This is a genomic window from Diaphorobacter sp. HDW4B (genome assembly GCF_011305535.1).
Classification (GTDB): Bacteria; Pseudomonadota; Gammaproteobacteria; order Burkholderiales; family Burkholderiaceae_C; genus Diaphorobacter_A.
Map to the genome: position 1 here is coordinate 3,539,621 of NZ_CP049905.1, position 20,522 is coordinate 3,560,142.

Below are 20,522 nucleotides of genomic sequence, written 5' to 3' on the forward strand. Positions count from 1 at the left end.
GCAGTCCTCAGGGTTTGATGGAGTCGGAAGCGGAGTGCGAAGTGGGGTCACCCGATGGCGCGTGCACGCGCAGGATTCCCCATGCGCCGCCATCGAAAAGGAAGCTCGCCTGATCGCGCAGCAGGTAGTCCTTGGGCAGTGCGGCCTTGCCACCTGCGACCATGCCCAGCGTCACGCCCATCATCGGACCAAAGCCGTTGTAGATGCCTTGCCAGAGCATGCAGCCTGAGGGCAACGGGCCGCTTGAAACGTCGCAACGTGCAGGGTCGAAAACGCGCGATTGCTGATTCCATGGATTGGGTCGGAAGCCATGCCCGGCCACGGTGAGGCCTTGCTGGCGCGTGTGGCCGCCGGCATGCACGAAATGCAGGCGCATGGGCGTGCCGGCCTTGGCGTTGATCACCGGCGTTTCAGGGTCGCAGGCGAGCGGCCCGTTGCCGTTCGGTGGCATGCCCGCTTCGCATTGCGTGCCTTGCTTTGCGGAACTCAGCACCGCGGTCAGATCGAAGTTCTCGTTGCGGTCTCCGAAGTCCACCGACGGGCTGCCGACGGTGCGTGCCCACAGCGGTTCTGTCTTGAAGTTGATGGCCTTGACGCCGTAGTCGTCGGGCTCTTCCGCACCCTTCAGATCCGGCACGGGAAAGCCGCCGCGCACGGCGCTCACGGCATCTTGCTTGAGCAGCACATGGTCGCCATAACGATTGCCATCTGCTGTGCAGACGGTGCGCGAGGTGCCGCCGGGGAAGTTGCGCTGATCGTCGTCGCACACGCGCGAACCCTCGGGGCCGATGACGAGTGCCCCCGCAAGCCCATGCACTGCGTGCTTGACCACATCGCCAAAGCTGCGCAGCGGCAGGCCACCGAATTCGACGGGCTGACTGGCAACGCGCGGGCCACTGCCATCGTTCACGCGCTGCAGATCGCGCGCCGACCAGACCAGCGTGCGGCTGCACCGGTCAGCCTCGCGCTCGGCGTCGTTGCGGCACGCGGGAACGAGCGAGCCGGGTGTCTGCGTGAGCGATGTGGCGACCGGCGATTCGGCGGCCAGCAGCGCGCCGTTCCAGCTCACGTTCGATCCGTCTGCGTGCACCGGGTTCTGCGCCACGCGTGGTGCGGACAGGCCCACCGTGCTCGACATGGTGAACTGGTTGAGGTTGAAGCCATCGGTGATCATCGGCAGAAAGTTGTAGTACGCCTCGGCCTCGGTGAGCGGGCTGCTGCGCGGCACGGCGGGCGCGAGGTGGTTGCGCAGCTTCACTGTGATGCACTGGCCTGCGGCGGCGCGCAGCACCAGCGGTTCGACGGTGCGCTGCTGGTTGCGGAACTGGTTCTGCAATTGCGCCCAGATGGCGCTGTGCGTTGCGGGCTGCGGCTGTGCGGGATCGGCACCGTCAAAACAGCCCATGTCGGTGAGCTTGCTGGCGTCGCGCTGGCAGGTCTTGCTCTCGCGGTTGAGCACGTAGACCACGGCATGCGGGTCGCGGATGCCGAATCGGCGGCTGTATTCCAGACCGGCTGTGGCCGAGCCGCAGTTGCCCATCAACTCGCAGACTTTGGCGACGCTCACGTCGAAGCTCTTCACATCCATCGATTCGCCAGCGCTTCGGCCACTGGTGCATGCGGCGAGTTGCGCTTCGAGCAGTTCGGGCGTCGCCGTCGCCGTCGCCGTGGCGCGCGGCACGCGTGCGATGCGCCGGGCGACCTGATCGGCGGTGTTGGCAAGCCCGCAATTGCGCCCCTGCGATGGATCGCAGTACGCGCGCAGCGTGCCCCACATGCCGTCCCACAACTGGTCGACGGACGAGCCGAAATACAGATAGTCGGCCTGCGGCAGATTGAAGTGGGGAATGCGCACGTCGAACTCGAAATGCTCGGAAATGCCGATGGGCTGGGCGTTGGTGTAGCCCGAGTTGTCGGAGTCCGGCATGCGCAGCCACTTGGTGCCGTTCATCGTGAAGATGTGCTGCGCTTCCTGCGATCCTTGAACCAGGCGGATCTGCACCGGATCGCCCTCGTGGCTGGCCAGAATCGGTGTGGCCACGTCTCCGAACGCGCGCCAGGATTCGCCCACATGCAGGGCGGGGCGCGTGGCCGTGACGCGCGCGGCGCAGAAGCGGCGGAATTCCTCATCGCTGCGCGCCTCGAACGCAAAGTTCGGCGCAGTGCCACCGGGGCTCCATTGGTTGGATGCGTAGAGCGAGCAGTTGAAATCCTGCCGCCATTGCTCGGCCTGTTGGACGACGGAGCGCAGGCGCGCCTTTTGCTGTGCGGTGGACTGCATGGCGCGCAGCGTGGGCGAGACCAGATCGACCTCGGTCTGCGGCGCACGCCGGTTGCTGTTTTGCGCAATCCATTTCACATAGCTGCGCGTGGCGAGATCGCGGTCGCGCCTGGCATGCACGGCGCTGGAAAAGCCATTGGCCATGTCGCGCAGACAGTCGCTGTCGCCCACCTGGCAGGTGCTGCCGTCGGCGCGCTTGGAGGTCTCTGAATAGTCAAATCCGCCCAGCGACGGGTTCCAGTGCACATCGGCAATGCGCAGCGCGAGCGGTTCGTTGCGGTAGTTGACGAGTTGCGTGCCGGGGTCTTCGCTGGCGATCACCAGCGGGCGGGCAGGGTTCACCGCGACCTGCCGTTCGCCGAAACGGCGCATCGACACGTCGCGTGGCAGCTCGGTGTTGATGGGTTCGAGCGCGAGGTTGTAGACCATGGCGAAGTCGGCAAACGCGAGTCCGAATTCGCGGCGTGTCTGGTGTGCTTCGCCGCTGGTGCAGTTCACGTCGTTGCCGACCTGATAGGGGCTGCTGCCCGGTTCGTTCAGGCAAGTGGGCGAGACGATGGTCGCGCGTGTCGCGGTCGGCCCGCCGTCCTTGCGCTGCGGGTGGCGCAGCGGTGGGCGTGGCTGCAGCATGGCGATCTGCTCGTCGCCCAAGCCACCTGTGGGAGAGGGTGGGGCGCTCAGGTCCGCGCCGCCGATGACTGCTGCAGTCAAACAGGCATCGGCCTGCGCTTGGATGGCGCGATCCTGATCGGTGGCCTGTGCGCCGAGCGCCGCCACGCGCTGGCGTTGCGCGAAGGATGCGCGAATGCCCGCATCCAGCGCTTGTACGTCGTTCACGTTCGCGCCCGCCACGGCCGCGCAGGTGTTCAGCACGCTTTGGCGTTGGGCCGGGTCGGCGGGCAGTTCGGCGCGCCAGACGGAGTTGGCGGGCTCGATCACCAGCGCTGCATACAGGCCATGCTGCTGGTGCGAACTGGGCCCGAAGTGGTCGTGCGTGAACACGGTGCGCAGTGTGTTGTCCTTGCCTGCGAGCGGGCCGTTGCGCACCAGAATCGGGTCGGCCCACCAGCGCTGCGTGGTGCGCTGCGCGCCGCAGTAGGGGTGGTGTTTGTTCAGGCGTTCGAGGTAGGCGTGGTCGCCTTCGTTCGCGCCTTGCGGTGGGCACAGGCCCTTGGCGGCGAGCTGTGGGTCGCGCGCGGCGTTGGCATGTATCGCGCCACCGGGTTGGAACAGCGGATGTGGCTTGGGCGCAAGCAGCCTGCGTCCGGCAGTGTGGTTGATCGCCATGATGCGCTCGCGCACTTCGTCGGGGCTGTACGCGCCGTCTTCGTAGTTGAAGCCGTTGCCCGAGCCGTCGGATGAGGTGACGTCGAACTTCACCAGATGGATGTGCTGGCCGATGGTGTCGGTGGGGGTGTAGATCTGGAAGTCGTCGGCGTTGAGCGCGCTCGGCACAAAGTTGGACGATTTGAAATGGATGCAGTCGCCCGAGTTGGCGCGAAAGAACAGCGGCTCGGGCATCTTCGTGCGGTTGTTCGCGTTGATCACGTCCTTGATGTCGTCTTCCAGAATCACGATGCGGCCTTGCGGGTCGAACCAGCCGTGGCGGTTGACGGTGATTTCGGTCTGTATGAAGGCCGCGCGGTAGTCGCGCACTGGCGCGTTGATCGGGCAGGGGTTGGCGAATGGCGCACCGGGCGCGCGGCCACGGCCATTCACGCGGAACAGCGGCTCGCCCTGCGGCGCAGGCATGCCCGCTGTGGTGGCCGAGAACGCCGTGCGGTAGCCGTTGCCGAAGGTCCACCAGGAAGGGCGCGGCTGCGTTGTCATCGGGGCAGGTTGCAGACCACCCTCGGCAAGCGATCCGGCTTGCGCGAGTTGGCCTTCATGGAATTGCATGGCTGCTTTTTCGGCCGGAGTGCCTTCATGCGGCAGCACGTCGATTTCAAGCGTCTTCCATTCGCCCGCGAGCGCTTCGAATGCGGTGGGAAACTCGCGCGCGACCTTCGCTGCGATGACCTGCGCGGCCTCTCCACCTTTGGCCTTGGCTGCATTCAGCAGCTTGCGGTAGCCCGGCGTTCCGGGTCTCTCGCGCCAGAGCATCGAGACCTCGCCGCGCTTGACCACATGGCGCGGTAGGCCGCCGTCCACCACTTTGTTTGCATCGGGGGCTTGCGCGTAGTTGGTGTAGCCGGGATCGTTCACGTCCATGTCGAGCACGGGCTGCGGTGGCCGATGGCCGGGCGATCCCGCCACGTAGAACGGGTAGCCGCGAAACGCCGCGCTCGGCATGGGCGCGAGCGCAATGCCGGGCAGCGGAACGAGCGCCGGGGTCTCGATGCCCGACGTCACTTCCGCATCGGGCAGGCTGCGGCTTTGCGGGTTGTTCTGTGCGCTCACGGGCTTTTTCGGATCGAAGGTGCCGCGATGCAAGCCGTTCTCGAACGCATCGTGCACGCGCCAGAGCTCCCACATGCCCTGCGCGAAATGCGGATAGAGGTGGCAGTGGAAGATCGAGTCGCCCACGGTCAGGTTGCGATTGCCCGATCCGCCGAATTCGATGCCGTAGCTGAAGGTCGCGCCTGGCGAGATGGTCTGCGAATCGAGATAGGTCGAATTGGGGTCGCTTGCATCCATCACCCACTGGTGCGCGTGCAGGTGAAAGACATGGGTCTCCTTCGGCCCTGCATGCAGGTTGCGGAACACCACCGGGTCGCCCAGATAGCTGTGGTGCACGTTGGATGGATCATCCGGATAACGCGCGCCAGTGGGGTGCTTGCCCTCGCTGTCCCACTTCAGCACTAGCGCCGGATCGCCATTGGCCCAGGACGAAAGAAAGAACTCTTCGGCGCGGCATTCCGGGCATTTCGCAGCGGGCCCCACACCGCGTTGCGGCTGTGCGGCATAGGCGGTCGAGCCCATGCTCGACACGCCGTAGTTGATGCCCATGCCGTCCTTGATGTAGTGCAGCGGGTTGTCCTCATCCTCCAGTTCGGGGAAGGCCTGCACCGCATGCACCTCGTCATGCAGCACCACGGTGAATTCGCGGAACGCCGGCTCGCAGCGCTGGCCGTCGACCAGCGTGTCCTTCATGCGCTCCTCGCAGCGCTTTTGCTGCCTGGGGCTGCGCACGATGATGGCGTTGATGTCGCTGTGCACGATCTCGCCGTCCCTGACCATCGAAAGCCGCTCGTAGTCGACTCTCTCGTAGGGGTGCGCGTTGCTTCCATTGGCTTGCGTGGCCACGCTTTTCATGGCGTCTTCGCTGATCTGCGAGCGATACCAGCTCGATTGCGGCGGCTCCACATTCACCGCTGCAAACAGGCCCAGACCGATCTGTCCGCCGTCGCCTTCGCCGCCGATCGGTGCTGCGGTGGAATGCGCAAAAAAGCTGCCTTCATGGCGCGCGGCCCACAAGGTGACGGAGGTCTGGCCAGGCTGGATGACCGAGCCGCTGCGGTAGCGGCCTTTCACCTCATTCGATGTGTTGTGATGAAAGAAGATGCCTTGCCGTTCGGGCAGGCCCACGTAGGTGCCGTCGCCCCCGCACACCGCATTCACCGGGCAGTTGCGTGGCTGCTCCACTTCCAGGCCCGAGATGAAGAACGATGCACTGCGCGTGCGTGGCGCGTCAACGCTGACTTTGGACAGCGGCTTGAGCTGGCGTGACGAAGGACTGCCGATCGGGTCCATCAAATGCGCAGGGGCTGCGGCCACGCGTTGGCCGTTCAGCGGCACGGTGGGGTCCGGCGGCTTGCCGCCTTCTTCTTCCCACTCGGGCGAGAGCCAGTTGTGCAGCGTCACCTCCAGGCAGCCGCCCTCGTGCACGCGCAGCACCAGAGGGCGAGGGCGCTTGTCGTCGCGCAGTCGGGCGTTGCCGGGACCGATCGCCTTGCTGGAGTCCAGCGCCACCACATCGCGTTTGAGCGCATACATCATTCCTGCAGGAACAAAGGCGCCAAAGCGATTGAGCACATAAGCCTGTTCGAGCGCGACGATTTCGGCGCGGATGGTGTTGCCTGCGCGGCACTGCGTGGAGGCCTGGGGAGGAAGTGGTTCCGTTGTCTGAGGCTGCGGCTCCGGCATGGATGGCGATGTCGTCGGCGCAGTGCAGGATGCGGTCGCCGCAGCACAGGCAATGACCAGCATCCGCAGCGCACGTGACCATGCGGATGGCCATGAAAATGGCATGCGCGTGTGCTCTCCGACTCCCGTGGAACGACTGAATCGCATCATGTTCTCCCTCGCGTGCGAAGCATTCGGGCGCGGCAAGGCATGCCAGCATGCAGGCGTGCATGGCCGCTGGGCGGGTCATTGAGTAGCCAGGCTACGTCACCGTGGTCATGTACCGGGAGTCGTCTTGCGCGGCTTGCGGTACAGGAGCTATCCCCGCCAAGCCTGCGTGCTGGTCGCAGCGGTGGCGCTGCGACGCTGTCTCCACGTCCGTGCCAGTTCTTCTCTCCATGGAAGAAGGGCACATCGGTGCGCGGATTTCTAATTCATTGGCACGCAACCTACGGAGTCAAACCTGGCGAGCGGGCAAGTCCGGTGCGCGTTGCGCGGATGTCTGCCATTGGTCGGCGAACATGGCGAAAGTGCCTGAGCGCTCACTTCGTTTGTATCGAAGGAACCGTAACATGAGAGCGTCAGACTGTTGTAACGAGCGCGACGATTGGAATTGTTAACCAATTCCAAATTGAAGCAAGGGGTTTGGAGGTCCCCTGCCGGATTCACGACTCTTGCGATTGCTTACCAAGCGTGAACTTGATCGTTCGGAAATTCCCCGGATTTGACCGCTCGCACATAAGCCTCGATAGCACCGCGCACCGAGCCCGCGTCCTGCATGAAGTTGTGCACGAACTTCGGGTTCTTGCCGAGGTTCACGCCCAGCATGTCGTGCATCACCAGCACCTGGCCTGCGGTGCCGCTGCCCGCGCCGATGCCGATGGTGTGGCAGTGCGGCAGCGCCTGCGTGAGGCTGCGCGAGAGTTCGGCGGGCACCATCTCCAGCACCAGCATCGATGCGCCCGCGTCCTGCAGCTCGGCGGCCTGACGGCGCAGCGTGGCGGCGGCCACATCGTCACGGCCCTGAACGCGGTAGCCGCCCAGTGCGTGCACGGTCTGCGGCGTGAGGCCCAGATGCGCGCACACCGGCACGCCGCGCTCGACCAGAAACTGCACCACGGGCGCGGTCCAGCCACCTCCTTCGAGCTTGATCATGTGTGCGCCCGCCTGCATCAGTCGGCTGGCGCTGCGCATGGCTTGCTCCTTGTTTTCGGCATAGCTGCCGTAGGGCAGATCGCTGATCAGCCAGGCCGTGGCCTGCGCACGGTGCAGGCCACGCGCCACGCATTCGGTGTGATAGGCCATGTGGTCCAGCGACACGCCCACGGTGCTGTGCAGGCCCTGGCAGACCATGCCCAGCGAATCGCCCACCAGAATGCACTCGATGCCCGCCGCATCGGCCACGGCCGCGTAGGTGGCGTCGTAGGCGGTGATCATGGTGATTTTCTCGCCCGCTTCGCGCATCTGCGCCAGACGCGGCAGGCTGATGGGTTTGCGCTGCGGCATGGGGGAGGCGGGCGGAATCGTGCCGTAGGGGGTTCCGGTCGTGGACGTCGCCGTGGACGCGGGTGCGGGCGTGTTGCTGGTGCTCATGGAAGTGCCTCCGTACTTTTTGGAAATTGGGCGAAGTCTATAAGACTCGCCGGAACCGCGCCAAAGAGCAAGGACATGGGCGACTGCGCGGCGTCGATCCGCTGCTGCATGGAATAATTTGCGCCCCATGCTCGCCACACAGATCGACTTTCCGAACCCGCACGACCCCACCGCAACGCGCCTGCGTTGGCGCTTTGGAACGCCGTTGCGGGTGTGGCAGGCGCATGCGATCGATGAAGTGCGCGGCGTTCTGGAGGCGGTCGATCAGGCCGCGCGCGCCGGTCGCTGGTGTGTAGGCGGGCTGGCGTATGAAGCGGCGGCCGCTTTTGACGTCGCTTTTGACACCGCTTTTTCCACGCGCATTCCGAGCAGCGGATTGCCGCTCGCATGGTTTGCCGAATTCGATGCGCCCGTGAGCGCCGATTCCGATGATGCCGAGGCCAACCAACAGCTTGCGCACATTCACTGGAAACCCGGCCCGCATTCCGAGCAGGCACGCCCTGCGTTCGAGGCCGACATCGCGCGCATTCACGCAGCGATTGCGGCGGGCGAGTGTTATCAGATCAATTACACCGCGCCGCTGCATGGCGAATTGTTCGGCTCGTCCCGAGCGCTGTTCGATGCCTTGCGCGCATCGCAACCCGATGGGTATGTGGCGTGCATGGATTGGAATGGCGAGCAGATTCTGAGCCTCTCGCCCGAGCTGTTTTTCGATTGGAATGGCGAGCAGTTGCTGACGCGCCCGATGAAGGGCACCGCCGCGCGTGGTGCAACGCAGGAAGAAGACGAGGCGCTTGCGAATCACCTGCGCACATCCCCCAAGGAGCGCGCAGAGAACGTGATGATCGTCGACCTGCTGCGCAACGATGTCTCGCGCATCGCCACGCCGCACAGCGTGAAGGTGCCGCGTCTTTTTCATGTGGAAGCCTTGCCGACGGTGTGGCAGATGACATCCGACGTGACTGCGCGCACGCGCGAAGGCACGCGCCTGGTGGACGTGTTCGCGGCGTTGTTCCCATGCGGATCGATCACGGGCGCGCCCAAGGTACAGGCGATGCGCCTGATCGCCGAACTCGAATCCGCACCGCGTGGCGTGTACTGCGGCGCGCTGGGCATCGTGCGGCCAGGGGATGTGCCGGGCAGTCTGCATGCCACGTTCAACGTGCCGATTCGCACGCTCACCGTGCGCGGCGATCAGGTGCAATGCGGCATCGGCAGCGGCATCACGTCTAGTGCGAATGCGGCGGACGAATGGCAGGAGTGGAAACACAAACGCGCCTTCATCGACCGCGCCTTGCCGCCACTGCAAGTGCTGGAAACCTTGGCGTTGGAGCAAGGCCGTTTCAGGCATCTCGACAAACACCTTGCGCGCATGCGTGCGTCGGCTGCGCATTTCCATTTCGATTGGCCCGAAGCGCAGATCGAGCAATCGCTGAACGCGCTGCGCGAAGCCCATGCACAAGGCACTTGGCGCGTGCGTTTTCTGCTTGGCGAAAACGGCGTTTTCGAAGCACAAGCGTTTGCTTTCAGCGCAACGCAGCAGCCCGTGAAGCTGGCCTTGGCCGATCGCGCATTCACCGCAGCGCACAGCGACTTTGTGCGCCACAAGACCACGCGCCGCGCGCATTACGCGGCGTTTGAACCGGCCATCGACAGCGGCGTGTTCGACGTGATTCTGTGGAACGAAGCGGGCGAAATCACCGAATGCACGCGCGGCAACATCGCCATGCAGATGGACGACGATGGCCGCTGGATCACGCCGCCGTTGTCATGCGGCCTGCTGCCCGGCGTGGGCCGCGCGCTGGCCATCGAGTCTGGCCGCATGCAAGAAGAAGTGCTGCATGTGCGAGACATAAGCAAAGTCCGCACATGGGCCTTCCTCAACAGCCTTCGCGGCTGGCTGGATGTGGTTGTTGTTCGTTGAGCGTTCGGTTTGTCGCTCGTGCGGGGGCGGCAATACAGCCCCTCATGCGTCGTTGTGGAAGCCTTGCCGTATCGGCATACTGTCTGCGGCTTCACGCCTAGCCTGAGGGGCTGTCTTGCCGTTGTGGCTACCAACTCGACGGCCCACTTCGCTTCGCAGGTCCGCTCCAGCAAGCGGAAACCAAGACCAATACAAAGTCGGCGCTCTGCTCGCACCCCGCATCTCACGAAGTCGTGAGATGCCGCACGAGCGAAGCGATGTGCCGTAACTTCCTCTTCCAAACTGATTTCCGGCGGTTGTCCGAGCAGAGTGACGAAGGAACGCCGCGAGTTCCGCCGGAGGTATTGAAAGCGATTTTTGGTGACTTTTTGGCGCAAGCAAAAAGTTACTGCCCAGCCGGGGGCAGTCCCGGCATCCGCACTCAACCCCCTGGCAGAACAACAAAAAACTCAATGCGCAGGAAACGCCAAGAGGTATTCATAACTAACCTGCGTAACCCGCAAATCCCCCGCCAAAGGCACCCTTAAAACAGCCACCAACTGATTGGTCCCCACAGCCGGAGTCACACGCACAACCCCATCGGCATCCGAAATCACCGGAGTCCCCGACTCCCCCAGAGCAACCCGAACCCCTTCGCGAGGCCGCCCATCGAACAGCACGCGAAACTCCACAGCCTCCCCCGCATGCGCAGCCTTGTGCGACACAGCCACAATCTCCAGCTTCTGCCCCAATTCTTGCTTGGCGATCACGCCCCATTGAATCAAGGTCTTGTGAAACTTGAGCGCATGCACGCCGCTCGTTGCGCCGGGGTTTTCGTTCATCGGCTTGTTGACCATCGGCCCGTCGCCCACTTTGCTGTAGAAGCCGTTGTCGAATTCGGCAGACAGCATCGCCGCTTGCTTGTTGGACGCTGGCGTGACGCGCGCGCCGCCGGGCATGGCTTCGATCTTCACGTCGATCTTGCGACCGCGTCGGTCATACGCTTTCACGCTTTGCAGTTTCTCGATGGGAAAGGTTTCGAGCTTGCCTGCATGGCCGCCGAACTGCACGGTGTAAGCGCCGTTGGCATCGGCCTCCAGCCAGACGTTGTGCGCTTGCGCGATGACGGGTGCGCAGGTCAAAAACACGGTGAGCGCGGCGCTGTGGACAAGAGTGTGGAGTCGATTCATGAAGAACAAAAAGGGGAGTCTGTTGAAGGAGGTGGAAGATCAGAAACGCGCTTGCACGCCCACTTTGAAGGCACGCGGCGCGCCGGGTGTGTAGAGCTGCGTGCCGCCGATCATCGAAGACGATGTGGCATGGACCTTGTCGGTGAGATTGCTCACCACTGCATAGATGCGCAGGCCGCTGCTTGGCAGGTCATGGCTCACGCCCGCATCCCATGTGGAGAATCCGTTGTAGTGGGCGGCATTGGTGTCGTTGACCGCATAGCGGCCCACGTGTCGCCAGGTGAGTGACGTTTCCCACGAAGGGGCGGCGCGCCATGTCACGCCGAGCGTGGTGGTGCTGCGCGGCACGCCTGCCACCTGATTGCCGATGAGTGCGGCGTTGCCGTTTTCGAGCACGCGGGAACGGGCGCTGCCCCAGGCCAAATGCAGGTCGACGCTGCGATGCGCAGCCCACAGCGCGCTGGCTTCCACACCCGTGCGGCGGGTGCGGCCGTAGTTTTCGTACAGGCCTGCAGCCACCGCACGAATCTCGTCGGAGGACAGCATGCGGTACGCGGCGACGTCGAGCACCAGACCTTGCATGGGCTTGATCTGCGCGCCCACTTCGGTCTGGCGGAAGATGTTGGGATCGAGATGGGCGGCACCCAGCGCGTATTTGGCAAAAGTGCTTGGCAGCGCAAAGCCTTCGGACCAGCTCGTTCGCAGCAGCACACCCGGAGCGACCTGCGAGCGCACGCCGATCTTGGGGCTGGCGTGCGATGTTCTGTTGAGCGCGCCGCAGGGATCGGTTCCTGTTTCCGGCCCGTTGCGTGAGCAGTCTCCGGTGAAGCGATCCCAGCGCAGGCCTGCGGATATCTGGAACAGCGGATGCATCGGTGCATCCAGCTCACCGAAAGCGGAGAGACTGTTGAGCTTCGACGTGCGGTCGCCGATCGCCGGGTTCACACGCGTGCGGTTGTTCAGGCCGTCGTAATACTCGTAGTCCGTGGCTTCGCGAAAGGTCTCGATGCCCGCCACCCATTTGAGCGGCGTGATCGCTGTTTGGTGACTTCCATTCAAGCTCATGCCCGCGCCGTAGACCGTGCGGTCGTAGCTCTCCTCGCGCTGTCGCCAATTGATCGTGTTGGCCGGGCGGCTGAACCAGCGCGAAAAACTTTGCTGCGTGGTGTAGGCAAATCCCAGCCAGGTAAGCTCTGAGGCGAGTGTGTAGCGCACGTCGGCGCGCAGCGTGGCGAAGTCTTTCTTTGCGCCATCGTTCATCGCGCGCGCGTCCTTGCCGTAGGGATCGACGGCGAATTGCGCACCGGTCAGATAGCCGGGGTTGTCGCCTTCACTGTGGTGCAATCGGCCCGAGATCGAGAATTCGAAATCGCGACTCGCCTGCTTGCTCCAGCGTGCCGAGAGCGTGCTGCGGTCGTTCCTCGATTGCGCGCGAAAGCCGTTGCTGCGGTAGTGTTGCGCGGCCAGATTGAGATGCTCGCCTTCGCCGATCTTCAAGCCGAACGCGGCCTGCGCATCCAACGTGGAGTGCGATGCGAGGCTCACATCGACGTCCTTGTATTCCTCATGCTTGCGTGTTTCGATGGCCATGAGACCTGCTCGGTTGAAGTTGCCGTACAGCGCAGAGACGGGCCCCTTGTAGACCGTGAAGCGATCGATCTCCAGCGGCACGACCACGTTCAGATCGACATAGCCGTCGGCATGCGACATGGCCTCGTTGAGCGGAATGCCGTCGAGCACCACGCCGATGTCGCCGCCATGCCCGCCGCCACCGAAGCCGCGCATCACGATGGCATCGCCCACGCCCGAGAGCTGGTAGCTCTGCACGCTCATGCCGGGCACTTTGCGCAGCAGCTCCTGCGGGTGGCTGATGTGCGCGTCCTGAATATCCTGCGTGCCCAGCTCGGTCGATGAGTAGGCCGCCGCCGCGCCGCGTGCGGTCTGGCCCTTGATTTCGATGGTGGGGAGCGAGGCGACGGTGGTGGTATCCGTCTGGTTCGATTCAGTGGCTGATGCGGCGTTGGCAGAAAAAGAAAAAAGTGCGCAGAGCGTTGCGGCGAGCGGGGAAGGGCGGAATCGTGATGGCTTCATCGTGCGGGATGCGAGATGCATGTCTCCTTGTCGTTTGACTGAGGACATGCAAGTCTCGTACCCATCACCAGCCGTGGCTGTGCGGTGTCATCGGCAGCCTATGCAGTCACTTGCCCCAGCTTGGTGCATGGCTGGGGCAGTGTCGTCATCCGCGTTGCCGCCGTGCGTGGAATGACGGTTTCGGTGTCCGCTGAGCTTTCGTTTTGGATGCGGAATTGAAAGCCGGGCTTGCACCTTGAGGCGTGGCTGACTCAGAGCCGCTCTTTCACATAACTGCCGCGATCCATGTCGACGATCTCGACGCTGAGCTGCACCATCAGGCCTGCAGGATGCGGCGTGTGCTTGCGCAGCACCACGGCGATGTGTTCGGCCAGTTCCTTCTTGGCTTCGGGCGTGCGGCCCGACAGCAGGCGCAGTTGTGCGTGCACGAAGCCGCGACCTGCGGGTTGGTTGCCGATCTCGAAATGCTCGATGCGATTGGTGCGGCTCTTGAGGTCGGCCTCGTCCTTGACTTCTGGGTGCGAGCACAGCGCAGCGTTCACGTCCTTGAGGATTTGCGCTTGCGGAAAGTCGGTGAGGTTGGCGCTGTAGTCGATGACGAGATGAGGCATGTCGGAGGTCTCCGCAGAACGAAAAAAGAAAAGAGAGAACGAGAAAGAGAAAGAGAAAGAGAAAGAGAAAGAGAAAGAAAGACGAAAGGCGAGATCAGACCGGCGTGTAGGCGAGGCGCACGTAGATCGGCGCGAAGGCTTCGGCCTGCGTGATTTCGATGAGCGTTTCCTTGGCCAGTTCGAGCAGCGCGATGAAGGTCACGACCAGCACGGTGCTGCCCTTTTCGGGTTGAAACAGCTCTTCGAATTCGACAAAGCGGCGGCCTTGCAGCGTCTTGAGCACGTTGCTCATGTACTCGCGCACGGAGAGTTCTTCGCGCGTGATCTTGTGGTGCTGAACGAGTTTGGCGCGCTTCAATATGTCGCGCCAAGCGTCCTGCAGATCGACCAGTTCCACATCGGGAAAGCGTGGCTGCAGGCTTTGTTCGATGTAGACCTGCGCGCGCAGAAAGTCGCGGCCATATTGCGGCGCGGCACCCAGGCGCTGGCTGGCGAGCTTCATCTGTTCGTATTCGAGCAGGCGGCGCACCAGCTCGGCGCGCGGGTCTTCGGGCTCGGCTTCGCCTTCCTGCTTCTTGGGCGGCAGCAGCATGCGCGACTTGATCTCGATGAGCATCGCGGCCATCAGCAGGTATTCGGCGGCCAGCTCCAGATTGCGGCTGCGGATCTCGTCGACATAGCTCAGGTACTGCTGCGTGACCTTGAGCATCGGGATGTCGAGGATGTTGAAGTTCTGCTTGCGGATCAGATAGAGCAGCAAGTCGAGCGGACCTTCGAACGCTTCGAGAAAGATTTCCAGCGCGTCCGGCGGGATGTACAGATCCTGCGGCAGCGCGAACAACGGCTCACCGTACAGACGAGCGAGCGCGACCTGATCGATGACGTCAGGCAGACCATCCGCGCCGGCCTTCTGCCCGGGCGTGTCGTCTTCGGTGATGGACGGGTCGTTGTTCTTTGCCATGGCGGGCGCTCAGTCAGCTCGGAAGGCGGCTGGGCGCGGGCATCGATCGATCAGGAGTTGGTCTGGTAGACGTAAGGCTTCTGCGCGACGCGGCCTTCGCTGTATTCCTTCTGGACGTCGCGGTCGATTTCCTTGTCCCACAGCAGCGAGCGGCCGAATTGCTGCTGCTTGTCCAGCTCGGGCTTCTGTTCCTTGAGCTTGTTGATGAACTGCGTGGTATCGGATTGGTAGTCGGGGCGACGGAAGAAGGACATGGCTTTTTTCTGTGGAAGGTGATCCATCCCGCCGACCGCAATGTGCAGCGCGGGGGAGTCAGATGCGCATTTTAGCCGTTGCGCCGTTTCCTGTGGTTTTGGTCCTGCCGAGCCCACTGAGCGGGCCACCTTGGCGTAGATGGAGACCTTGCTGTCTCAGGCGCTGGCAGGCGGTGACGGTGCGTTGGTGTCAGCGGTCCGTTGATGACGCCTGAAGCCACCGCCAAAGTGTGGACCGGCTGACCCCCAATTTCTTCGCCGCCACGCCGGGCTTGCCCTGACTGGATTCCATGGCTTCACGAATGCGTTCGGCAAGCGGCATGTCATGCACGTTTGCGTCGATGGCTTCGCCTTCTTCAAACAACTCCGGGCAGTCATGCCGCAGCTCGTCATAACGTATGTCCTGCACGTGTGAGAACGACAACAGAAACACGGCAATGCGCTCCGCGATGTTTTCGAGTTCGCGCACATTGCCCGGCCAGTCGTAGGCGGTGATGCGGTCCATGATGCCTTCCAGCACGCGCTCCGCAGGCAGCCTGGAGCCGATGCGGGCGAGGCAGTGGGCGACCTGCGGCGTGATGATGGCGGGGATGTCTTCGCGCCGTTCGCGCAGCGGCGGCAATGCCAGGCGCAGGGTGTTCAGGCGGTAGTACAGGTCTTGCCGAAAGCGTTGCTCCGCGATCAGCTTGGCGAGCGGTTGGTGCGTGGCGGCGATCACGCGTATGTCGATGGGAATGGGGGCTGTGGCACCGAGGCGCATGATTTCGCGCTCCTGCAACACGCGCAGCAAGCGGGTCTGCAGCGGCAGCGGCATGTCGCCGATTTCGTCGAGAAACAGCGTGCCGGTGTGCGCCGCTTCGAGCAAGCCGCGCTTGCCGCCGCGCCGTGATCCGGTGAATGCGCCTTCTTCGTAGCCGAAGAGTTCGCTTTCCAGAAGCGTCTCGGGGAACGACGCGCAGTTCACCGCAACGAAGGGCCGACCGGCGCGGTGGCTGGCGTTGTGCATGGCCTGCGCGAAGACTTCCTTGCCGGTGCCGCTCTCGCCGGTGATGAGCACATTGAGGTCGGTGGGTGCGAACCGGCGGGCGCTGGATTTGGCTTGTTCCAGCGCGGCGCTGCTGCCGATCAGGCTGTCGAAGGTGTGGCGTGCGGCATGCTGTTGTCGGCGCTGCATGATGCGCAGGCTGGTGTCGGCCGCTTGAATCGTGCGAGCGTCGTACAGCGTGAGCGCCGCGCCGACGATGCGGCCTTGCTCGATCATCGGCGTGCGGTGCGCCACCCAGTCGCGCTGCGCAAAACGGATGGCGATGGCGCGATCGATCTGGCCGGTCTCGAGCGTGGTACGCAGCGAAAATTCCGGCGCAAGCTCGGACAGCATCTGCCCTTCGAGCCGGATGCCCGGCCCAGCCAGCACCTGCTGCATGGCCGGGTTGGCGGTGATGATGCGTTCGTGTTGATCGACCGCGACCACGGCTTCCTGCAGGTTGTGCAGCACGCTGTGCAGTTGCTCGTAGCGGCTGGCTTCGAGACGCGCCACGCGCGCGAGTTCAAGCGCATCGTCAAAGCCCTTGCGGATGCTGTCGAGCGAGTACGCGAGCAGCCCGTGCAGACCGGCTTGCTGCGCGAGTTCCACCACCAGACTCGATCCGACGATGACCTCGAAGCCCTCGCGGCGCAGCGCGTCGAAGCGCTGGCGCGCATCGTCGGGTGTGCGGTAGGCGTGTTGGCTGATCTCGATGTTGAGCAGCTCCTTCACGGCATCAAGTTCGGGAATCGTGTGGCCGTACATCACCACGCCCACACGCGGCGCGATGCGGCTTGCGCGGATCAGCGCCTGGAACAGATCGAAGCCGCTGAGCTGAATGGTGGCGACCGGCGATTGCAGGCCCGCGCGCAGGATGCTCGCGTTCGAGCCCGCGCTCACGAAGGCATCGACCTCGCCGCGCTCGATGCGGTCCTGCGCGATGGCCAGAGCCTGCTCGAAGCTGCCATCCACCACTTCGATCTGCGCGCGGTCGGCGTATTCGGCCACCACCGGCATCGCGAATTCGCGGATCTGGCGGTAGCTCATGAAGCACAGGCGCGGCAGACCGGACGCGGACGATGCGGAATGCGTGGTGTAGGTCGGCATGGGTTTGTCTTGCATGAAACGTTATCTGTTTCATGAGTGTTGCATGAAACAGTTTGAAGTCAAGCATCTGGCTGGATTTCGTTGCAAATCAATGGCTTATGCGTCTATCGAAAGCTGGCACGCCGAATGCAACCCCCCACTGAAACATTCATTGGAGGCAGAAATTGGCACTCGAACACATCACCGTTCTGGATTTGACGCACATGCTTTCCGGCCCCTACGGCACCATGCTGCTGGCCGATCTGGGGGCGCGCACCATCAAGGTCGAGCCGCCCGGAACGGGTGAGGGCACGCGCCGTCTGCTGGAGCACGATCCCGACTATTCGCGTGACGGCATGGGCGCGTACTACCTCACGCTCAACCGCAACAAGCAAAGCGTTTGCGTCGATCTGAAAAGCGAGGCGGGGCGTGCGGTGTTTCTCGATCTGGTGAAGCAGGCCGATGTGGTGTTCGACAACTTCAGTGTCGGCGTCACGCAGCGGCTGGGTATCGACCACGAGACGCTGGCCAAGGTGAATCCGCGCATCATCACCTGCTCGGTCAGCGGCTTCGGGCAGACCGGCCCGGCCACGCAGCGTCCCGCGTTCGATCAGGTGGTGCAGGCCATGGGCGGCGGCATGTCGATCACCGGCACGCCCGAGACCGGCCCCACGCGCAGCGGCATTCCGATCGGTGATCTGGGCGGCGGCATCTTCGGCGCGCTGGGCGTGCTGGCCGCGATTGCCGAGCGTGATCGCACGGGCGTCGGTCAGCATGTGGATGTGTCGATGCTCGATGTGCAGATATCGCTGCTCAACTACATGGCGACGATGTACCTGATGTCCGGCATCGTGCCCGAGGGCATCGGCAATGGCCACTTCGTGCATGTGCCGTACAACAGCTATCCGACCTCGGACGGTCACATCATCATCGCCTGCATCGGTGATCCATTTTTCGTGCGCTTTGTGGACTGCATCGGCATCGACGAACTGCGTGATCCCGAATACCGCAAGCAGCCCGTGCGCTATGCCGTCAAGGCGAAGATCGATGCGCTGGTGAGTGCCAAGCTGCGCGAAAACACCACGGCTTACTGGCTCAAGTTGCTCAGCGAAGCGCGCATTCCGTGCGGCCCTGTCAACAACTTTGCGCAGGCCCTGAGCGACCCGCAAGTTGTGGCGCGCGACATGGTGGCCGAGGTGACCATGCCCGATGGCGAGCGTCTGCGCATGCCGGGCAATCCGGTCAAGCTGTCTGCCGCAAAGGCCAAGACCTTCACCGCGCCGCCCACGCTGGGCGCGCAGACCGAGGCGGTGCTGGGCACGGAGCTGGGCTATTCGGAAGAGCGGCTGCAAGCGCTGCGCTCATCCGGCGCGATTGCTTGAAGAAAGGGCTGCGCCATGGAACAGATTTTCGTCACCGATGTCGCGCCGCGCGATGGCTTGCAGAACCAGCAGATTCCCGTTTCGACCGACGCCAAGCTGGAACTGATCGACAAGCTGGTTGCAGCCGGTGTGCAGAGCGTGGAGACAACCAGTTTTGTCTCGCCCAAGGCCGTGCCGCAGATGGCCGATGCGGGCGAGCTGGTGCCGCAGGTGAATGCGCGCTGGCCGCAGTTGCGCAGCTCGGTGCTGGTGCCCAATCTGAAAGGATTGGAGCGCGCACACGCCGCAGGCGCGAAAGAGATTGCCGTCGTGCTTTCGGCCACCGAAACCATGAACCGCAAAAACATCAACATGGGCTTGAACGAGGCGTTGGAGGTGAGCGAAAAAACGCTCGCCGCCGCGCACGCTCTGGGCTTGAAGACGCGCGCCTATGTGGCCGTGGCGTTCGAATGCCCGTTTGAAGGCGAGACCTCGCTCGATGAAGTGCTGCGGCTGTCTGCGCGCATGCATGCAGCGGGCGCAGGCGAGATCGTGATTGCCGACACCATCGGCGCGGCCTCGCCAGCGCAGGTGAAAGAGCGCATGAACGCCGTGAAGAAAGTGGTGCCGCTCGCGCAACTGGCCATCCATCTGCACGACACGCGCGGCATGGGCGTGGCCAATGCATGGGCGGCGCTGGAGGCGGGCGTGCGGCGTTTCGATGCCAGCGTGGGCGGCATTGGCGGCTGCCCGTTTGCACCGGGTGCGGCGGGCAATCTGGCGACGGAAGACCTCGTGCTGATGGCCGAGCGTAGCGGCTTTTCCACAGGCATTTCCATCGACGGGCTGATGGATGCGATTGCGTTCGCGTCGGCGCAATTGCAGCGGCCGCTGGGTGGCCGGAGCATGGCGTGGCTGCAGCGCGAAAAGGCCAAGCGCGGCGGCATTCAGCCCGAGTGATTCCATTCGACAAGCAAAAAATCAAAGCAAGGAGACGCACATGCATCGCGCTGGAAAACAGCATCTTTCGCGCCGTCCGGCACTGTTGGCGCTGTTGGCGCTACCTGCCGCATGCGTCGGCATGATGACGCTGCCCACGTCTGCCTGGGCTGACACCTATCCCAGCAAACCGATTCGCCTGATTGTCCCCTTCGCCCCCGGTGGCGTGACGGACACCGGTGCCCGCGTGGTGGCGGAAAAGCTCAGCGAGCGTCTGGGCCAACAGGTGGTGGTGGACAACAAGCCGGGCGCATCCGGCAACATCGGCACGCAGCTGGCGGCGACGGCTGCGCCCGATGGCTACACGCTGGTCGTGGGTTTTGATGGCACCATGGTGGTCAACCCGCATGTCTACAAGAAAGTGCCGTTCGACACGCTCAAGGACTTCGCGCCGGTCAGCAAGATTGGCGATGCGGCGCTCATCATCGTCACGCACCCGTCGGTGCCGGTGAAGGATCTGCAGTCGCTGATTGCGTACTCGAAAAGCACGCCGGGTGGGGTCTCCTACGGCAGCGCGGGCACGGGCAGCACGCCGCATCTGGCGGGTGAACTGCTCAAGGTGAAGACGGGCGCGAACTTCGAGCATGTGCCCTACAAGGGCGGCGGCCAGGCCATGGCCGATGTGGTGGGCGGCACGCTGCCCATGCTCTACACGGCGGTGGCGGGCGCATACCAGTTCGTGCAGCGCGGGCAGGTCAGGGCGATTGCGGTGTCCACGGCCAAGCGCCTGCCATCGCTGCCCAATGTGCCGACGGTGGCCGAATCCGGCGTGCCGGGCTTTGTGGTCAATTCGTGGATCGGCATCCTCGCGCCCGCAAAGACGCCGCAGCCCATCATCGACCGGCTGCAGAAGGAACTGAACGCCGTGGTGCACAGCCCGGACACCAAGGAGCGTCTGGCATCGCTGGGCATCGAGTCCTCGGGCAACACGCCAGCGGAATTCCGCGCCGAGATCGAGACCGACCTGAAGAAATATGCGGATGTAGTGAAGACTGCAAACATTCGTGTGGATTAGCATCGCTGCCAACCCAAAGCCGCCATCACGCGTTAGAGTGCCGTCCACGGCTTGGTCTGCCTGAAAAGGATCATGATGAAGACGATGG

At 63.6% G+C, this 20,522-nt stretch carries 12 protein-coding genes; 4 read left to right on the forward strand and 8 right to left on the reverse strand.

Annotation, left to right across the window (positions count from 1 at the left end; all coding sequences use genetic code 11):
- Window positions 1–7 precede the first annotated feature (7 nt).
- Complete coding sequence (locus G7048_RS16230; RefSeq protein ID WP_166069138.1) at window positions 8–6,472, reverse strand: hypothetical protein; 6,465 nt, start codon at window positions 6,470–6,472, stop codon at window positions 8–10.
- A gap of 558 nt (window positions 6,473–7,030) precedes the next feature.
- Window positions 7,031–7,939, reverse strand: a complete 909-nt coding sequence (panB, locus tag G7048_RS16235; protein WP_166069139.1) for a 3-methyl-2-oxobutanoate hydroxymethyltransferase — start codon at window positions 7,937–7,939, stop codon at window positions 7,031–7,033.
- Window positions 7,940–8,066: 127 nt separating this feature from the next.
- Between panB and pabB the strand changes: the two genes are divergently transcribed.
- Window positions 8,067–9,863 (forward strand): aminodeoxychorismate synthase component I, encoded by a 1,797-nt coding sequence (pabB, locus tag G7048_RS16240; protein WP_166069140.1) that lies wholly within the window; start codon window positions 8,067–8,069, stop codon window positions 9,861–9,863.
- Window positions 9,864–10,312: 449 nt separating this feature from the next.
- Here pabB and G7048_RS16245 read toward each other — a convergent pair whose 3' ends face one another.
- The 6 genes from G7048_RS16245 to prpR all read right to left on the reverse strand — a co-directional run bounded on the left by G7048_RS16245 (window position 10,313) and on the right by prpR (window position 17,095).
- A complete protein-coding gene (locus G7048_RS16245) occupies window positions 10,313–11,032 on the reverse strand; it encodes a DUF4198 domain-containing protein (protein ID WP_166069141.1) in 720 nt (239 codons plus the stop codon).
- Window positions 11,033–11,071: 39 nt separating this feature from the next.
- Window positions 11,072–13,144 (reverse strand): TonB-dependent receptor, encoded by a 2,073-nt coding sequence (locus G7048_RS16250; RefSeq protein WP_240933003.1) that lies wholly within the window; start codon window positions 13,142–13,144, stop codon window positions 11,072–11,074.
- A 230-nt stretch (window positions 13,145–13,374) separates the two neighbouring features.
- Entirely contained in the window at window positions 13,375–13,734 is a 360-nt protein-coding gene (locus tag G7048_RS16255; RefSeq protein ID WP_166069142.1) for a 5-carboxymethyl-2-hydroxymuconate Delta-isomerase, read from the reverse strand.
- A 94-nt stretch (window positions 13,735–13,828) separates the two neighbouring features.
- Window positions 13,829–14,695: a ScpA family protein gene (locus G7048_RS16260; protein ID WP_240933004.1), complete on the reverse strand. Its 867-nt coding sequence runs from the start codon at window positions 14,693–14,695 to the stop codon at window positions 13,829–13,831.
- Between the two features lie 50 nt (window positions 14,696–14,745).
- Complete coding sequence (locus G7048_RS16265) at window positions 14,746–14,949, reverse strand: DUF3460 family protein (RefSeq protein ID WP_166069143.1); 204 nt, start codon at window positions 14,947–14,949, stop codon at window positions 14,746–14,748.
- A gap of 190 nt (window positions 14,950–15,139) precedes the next feature.
- Entirely contained in the window at window positions 15,140–17,095 is a 1,956-nt protein-coding gene (prpR, locus tag G7048_RS16270) for a propionate catabolism operon regulatory protein PrpR (protein ID WP_166069144.1), read from the reverse strand.
- Window positions 17,096–17,244: 149 nt separating this feature from the next.
- Between prpR and G7048_RS16275 the strand changes: the two genes are divergently transcribed.
- From G7048_RS16275 to G7048_RS16285, 3 genes are all read left to right on the forward strand, one after another.
- Window positions 17,245–18,441, forward strand: a complete 1,197-nt coding sequence (locus G7048_RS16275; protein ID WP_166069145.1) for a CaiB/BaiF CoA-transferase family protein — start codon at window positions 17,245–17,247, stop codon at window positions 18,439–18,441.
- A gap of 15 nt (window positions 18,442–18,456) precedes the next feature.
- Window positions 18,457–19,380, forward strand: coding sequence for a hydroxymethylglutaryl-CoA lyase (locus G7048_RS16280; RefSeq protein WP_166069146.1), 924 nt, complete (start codon window positions 18,457–18,459; stop codon window positions 19,378–19,380).
- 121 nt (window positions 19,381–19,501) lie between these two features.
- Complete coding sequence (locus tag G7048_RS16285) at window positions 19,502–20,434, forward strand: tripartite tricarboxylate transporter substrate binding protein (RefSeq protein ID WP_166071007.1); 933 nt, start codon at window positions 19,502–19,504, stop codon at window positions 20,432–20,434.
- Window positions 20,435–20,522 lie beyond the last annotated feature (88 nt).

Bases quoted from the DNA above. Each gene is read 5' to 3' on its own strand.
- G7048_RS16265 (WP_166069143.1), bottom strand. From the start codon at position 14,949: ATGTCCTTCTTCCGTCGCCCCGACTACCAATCCGATACCACGCAGTTC.
- G7048_RS16285 (WP_166071007.1), top strand. From the start codon at position 19,502: ATGATGACGCTGCCCACGTCTGCCTGGGCTGACACCTATCCCAGCAAA.
- G7048_RS16245 (WP_166069141.1), bottom strand. From the start codon at position 11,032: ATGAATCGACTCCACACTCTTGTCCACAGCGCCGCGCTCACCGTGTTT.
- panB (WP_166069139.1), bottom strand. From the start codon at position 7,939: ATGAGCACCAGCAACACGCCCGCACCCGCGTCCACGGCGACGTCCACG.
- G7048_RS16230 (WP_166069138.1), bottom strand. From the start codon at position 6,472: ATGCCATTTTCATGGCCATCCGCATGGTCACGTGCGCTGCGGATGCTG.
- G7048_RS16255 (WP_166069142.1), bottom strand. From the start codon at position 13,734: ATGCCTCATCTCGTCATCGACTACAGCGCCAACCTCACCGACTTTCCG.
- prpR (WP_166069144.1), bottom strand. From the start codon at position 17,095: ATGCAAGACAAACCCATGCCGACCTACACCACGCATTCCGCATCGTCC.
- pabB (WP_166069140.1), top strand. From the start codon at position 8,067: ATGCTCGCCACACAGATCGACTTTCCGAACCCGCACGACCCCACCGCA.
- G7048_RS16260 (WP_240933004.1), bottom strand. From the start codon at position 14,695: ATGGCAAAGAACAACGACCCGTCCATCACCGAAGACGACACGCCCGGG.
- G7048_RS16250 (WP_240933003.1), bottom strand. From the start codon at position 13,144: ATGCATCTCGCATCCCGCACGATGAAGCCATCACGATTCCGCCCTTCC.
- G7048_RS16280 (WP_166069146.1), top strand. From the start codon at position 18,457: ATGGAACAGATTTTCGTCACCGATGTCGCGCCGCGCGATGGCTTGCAG.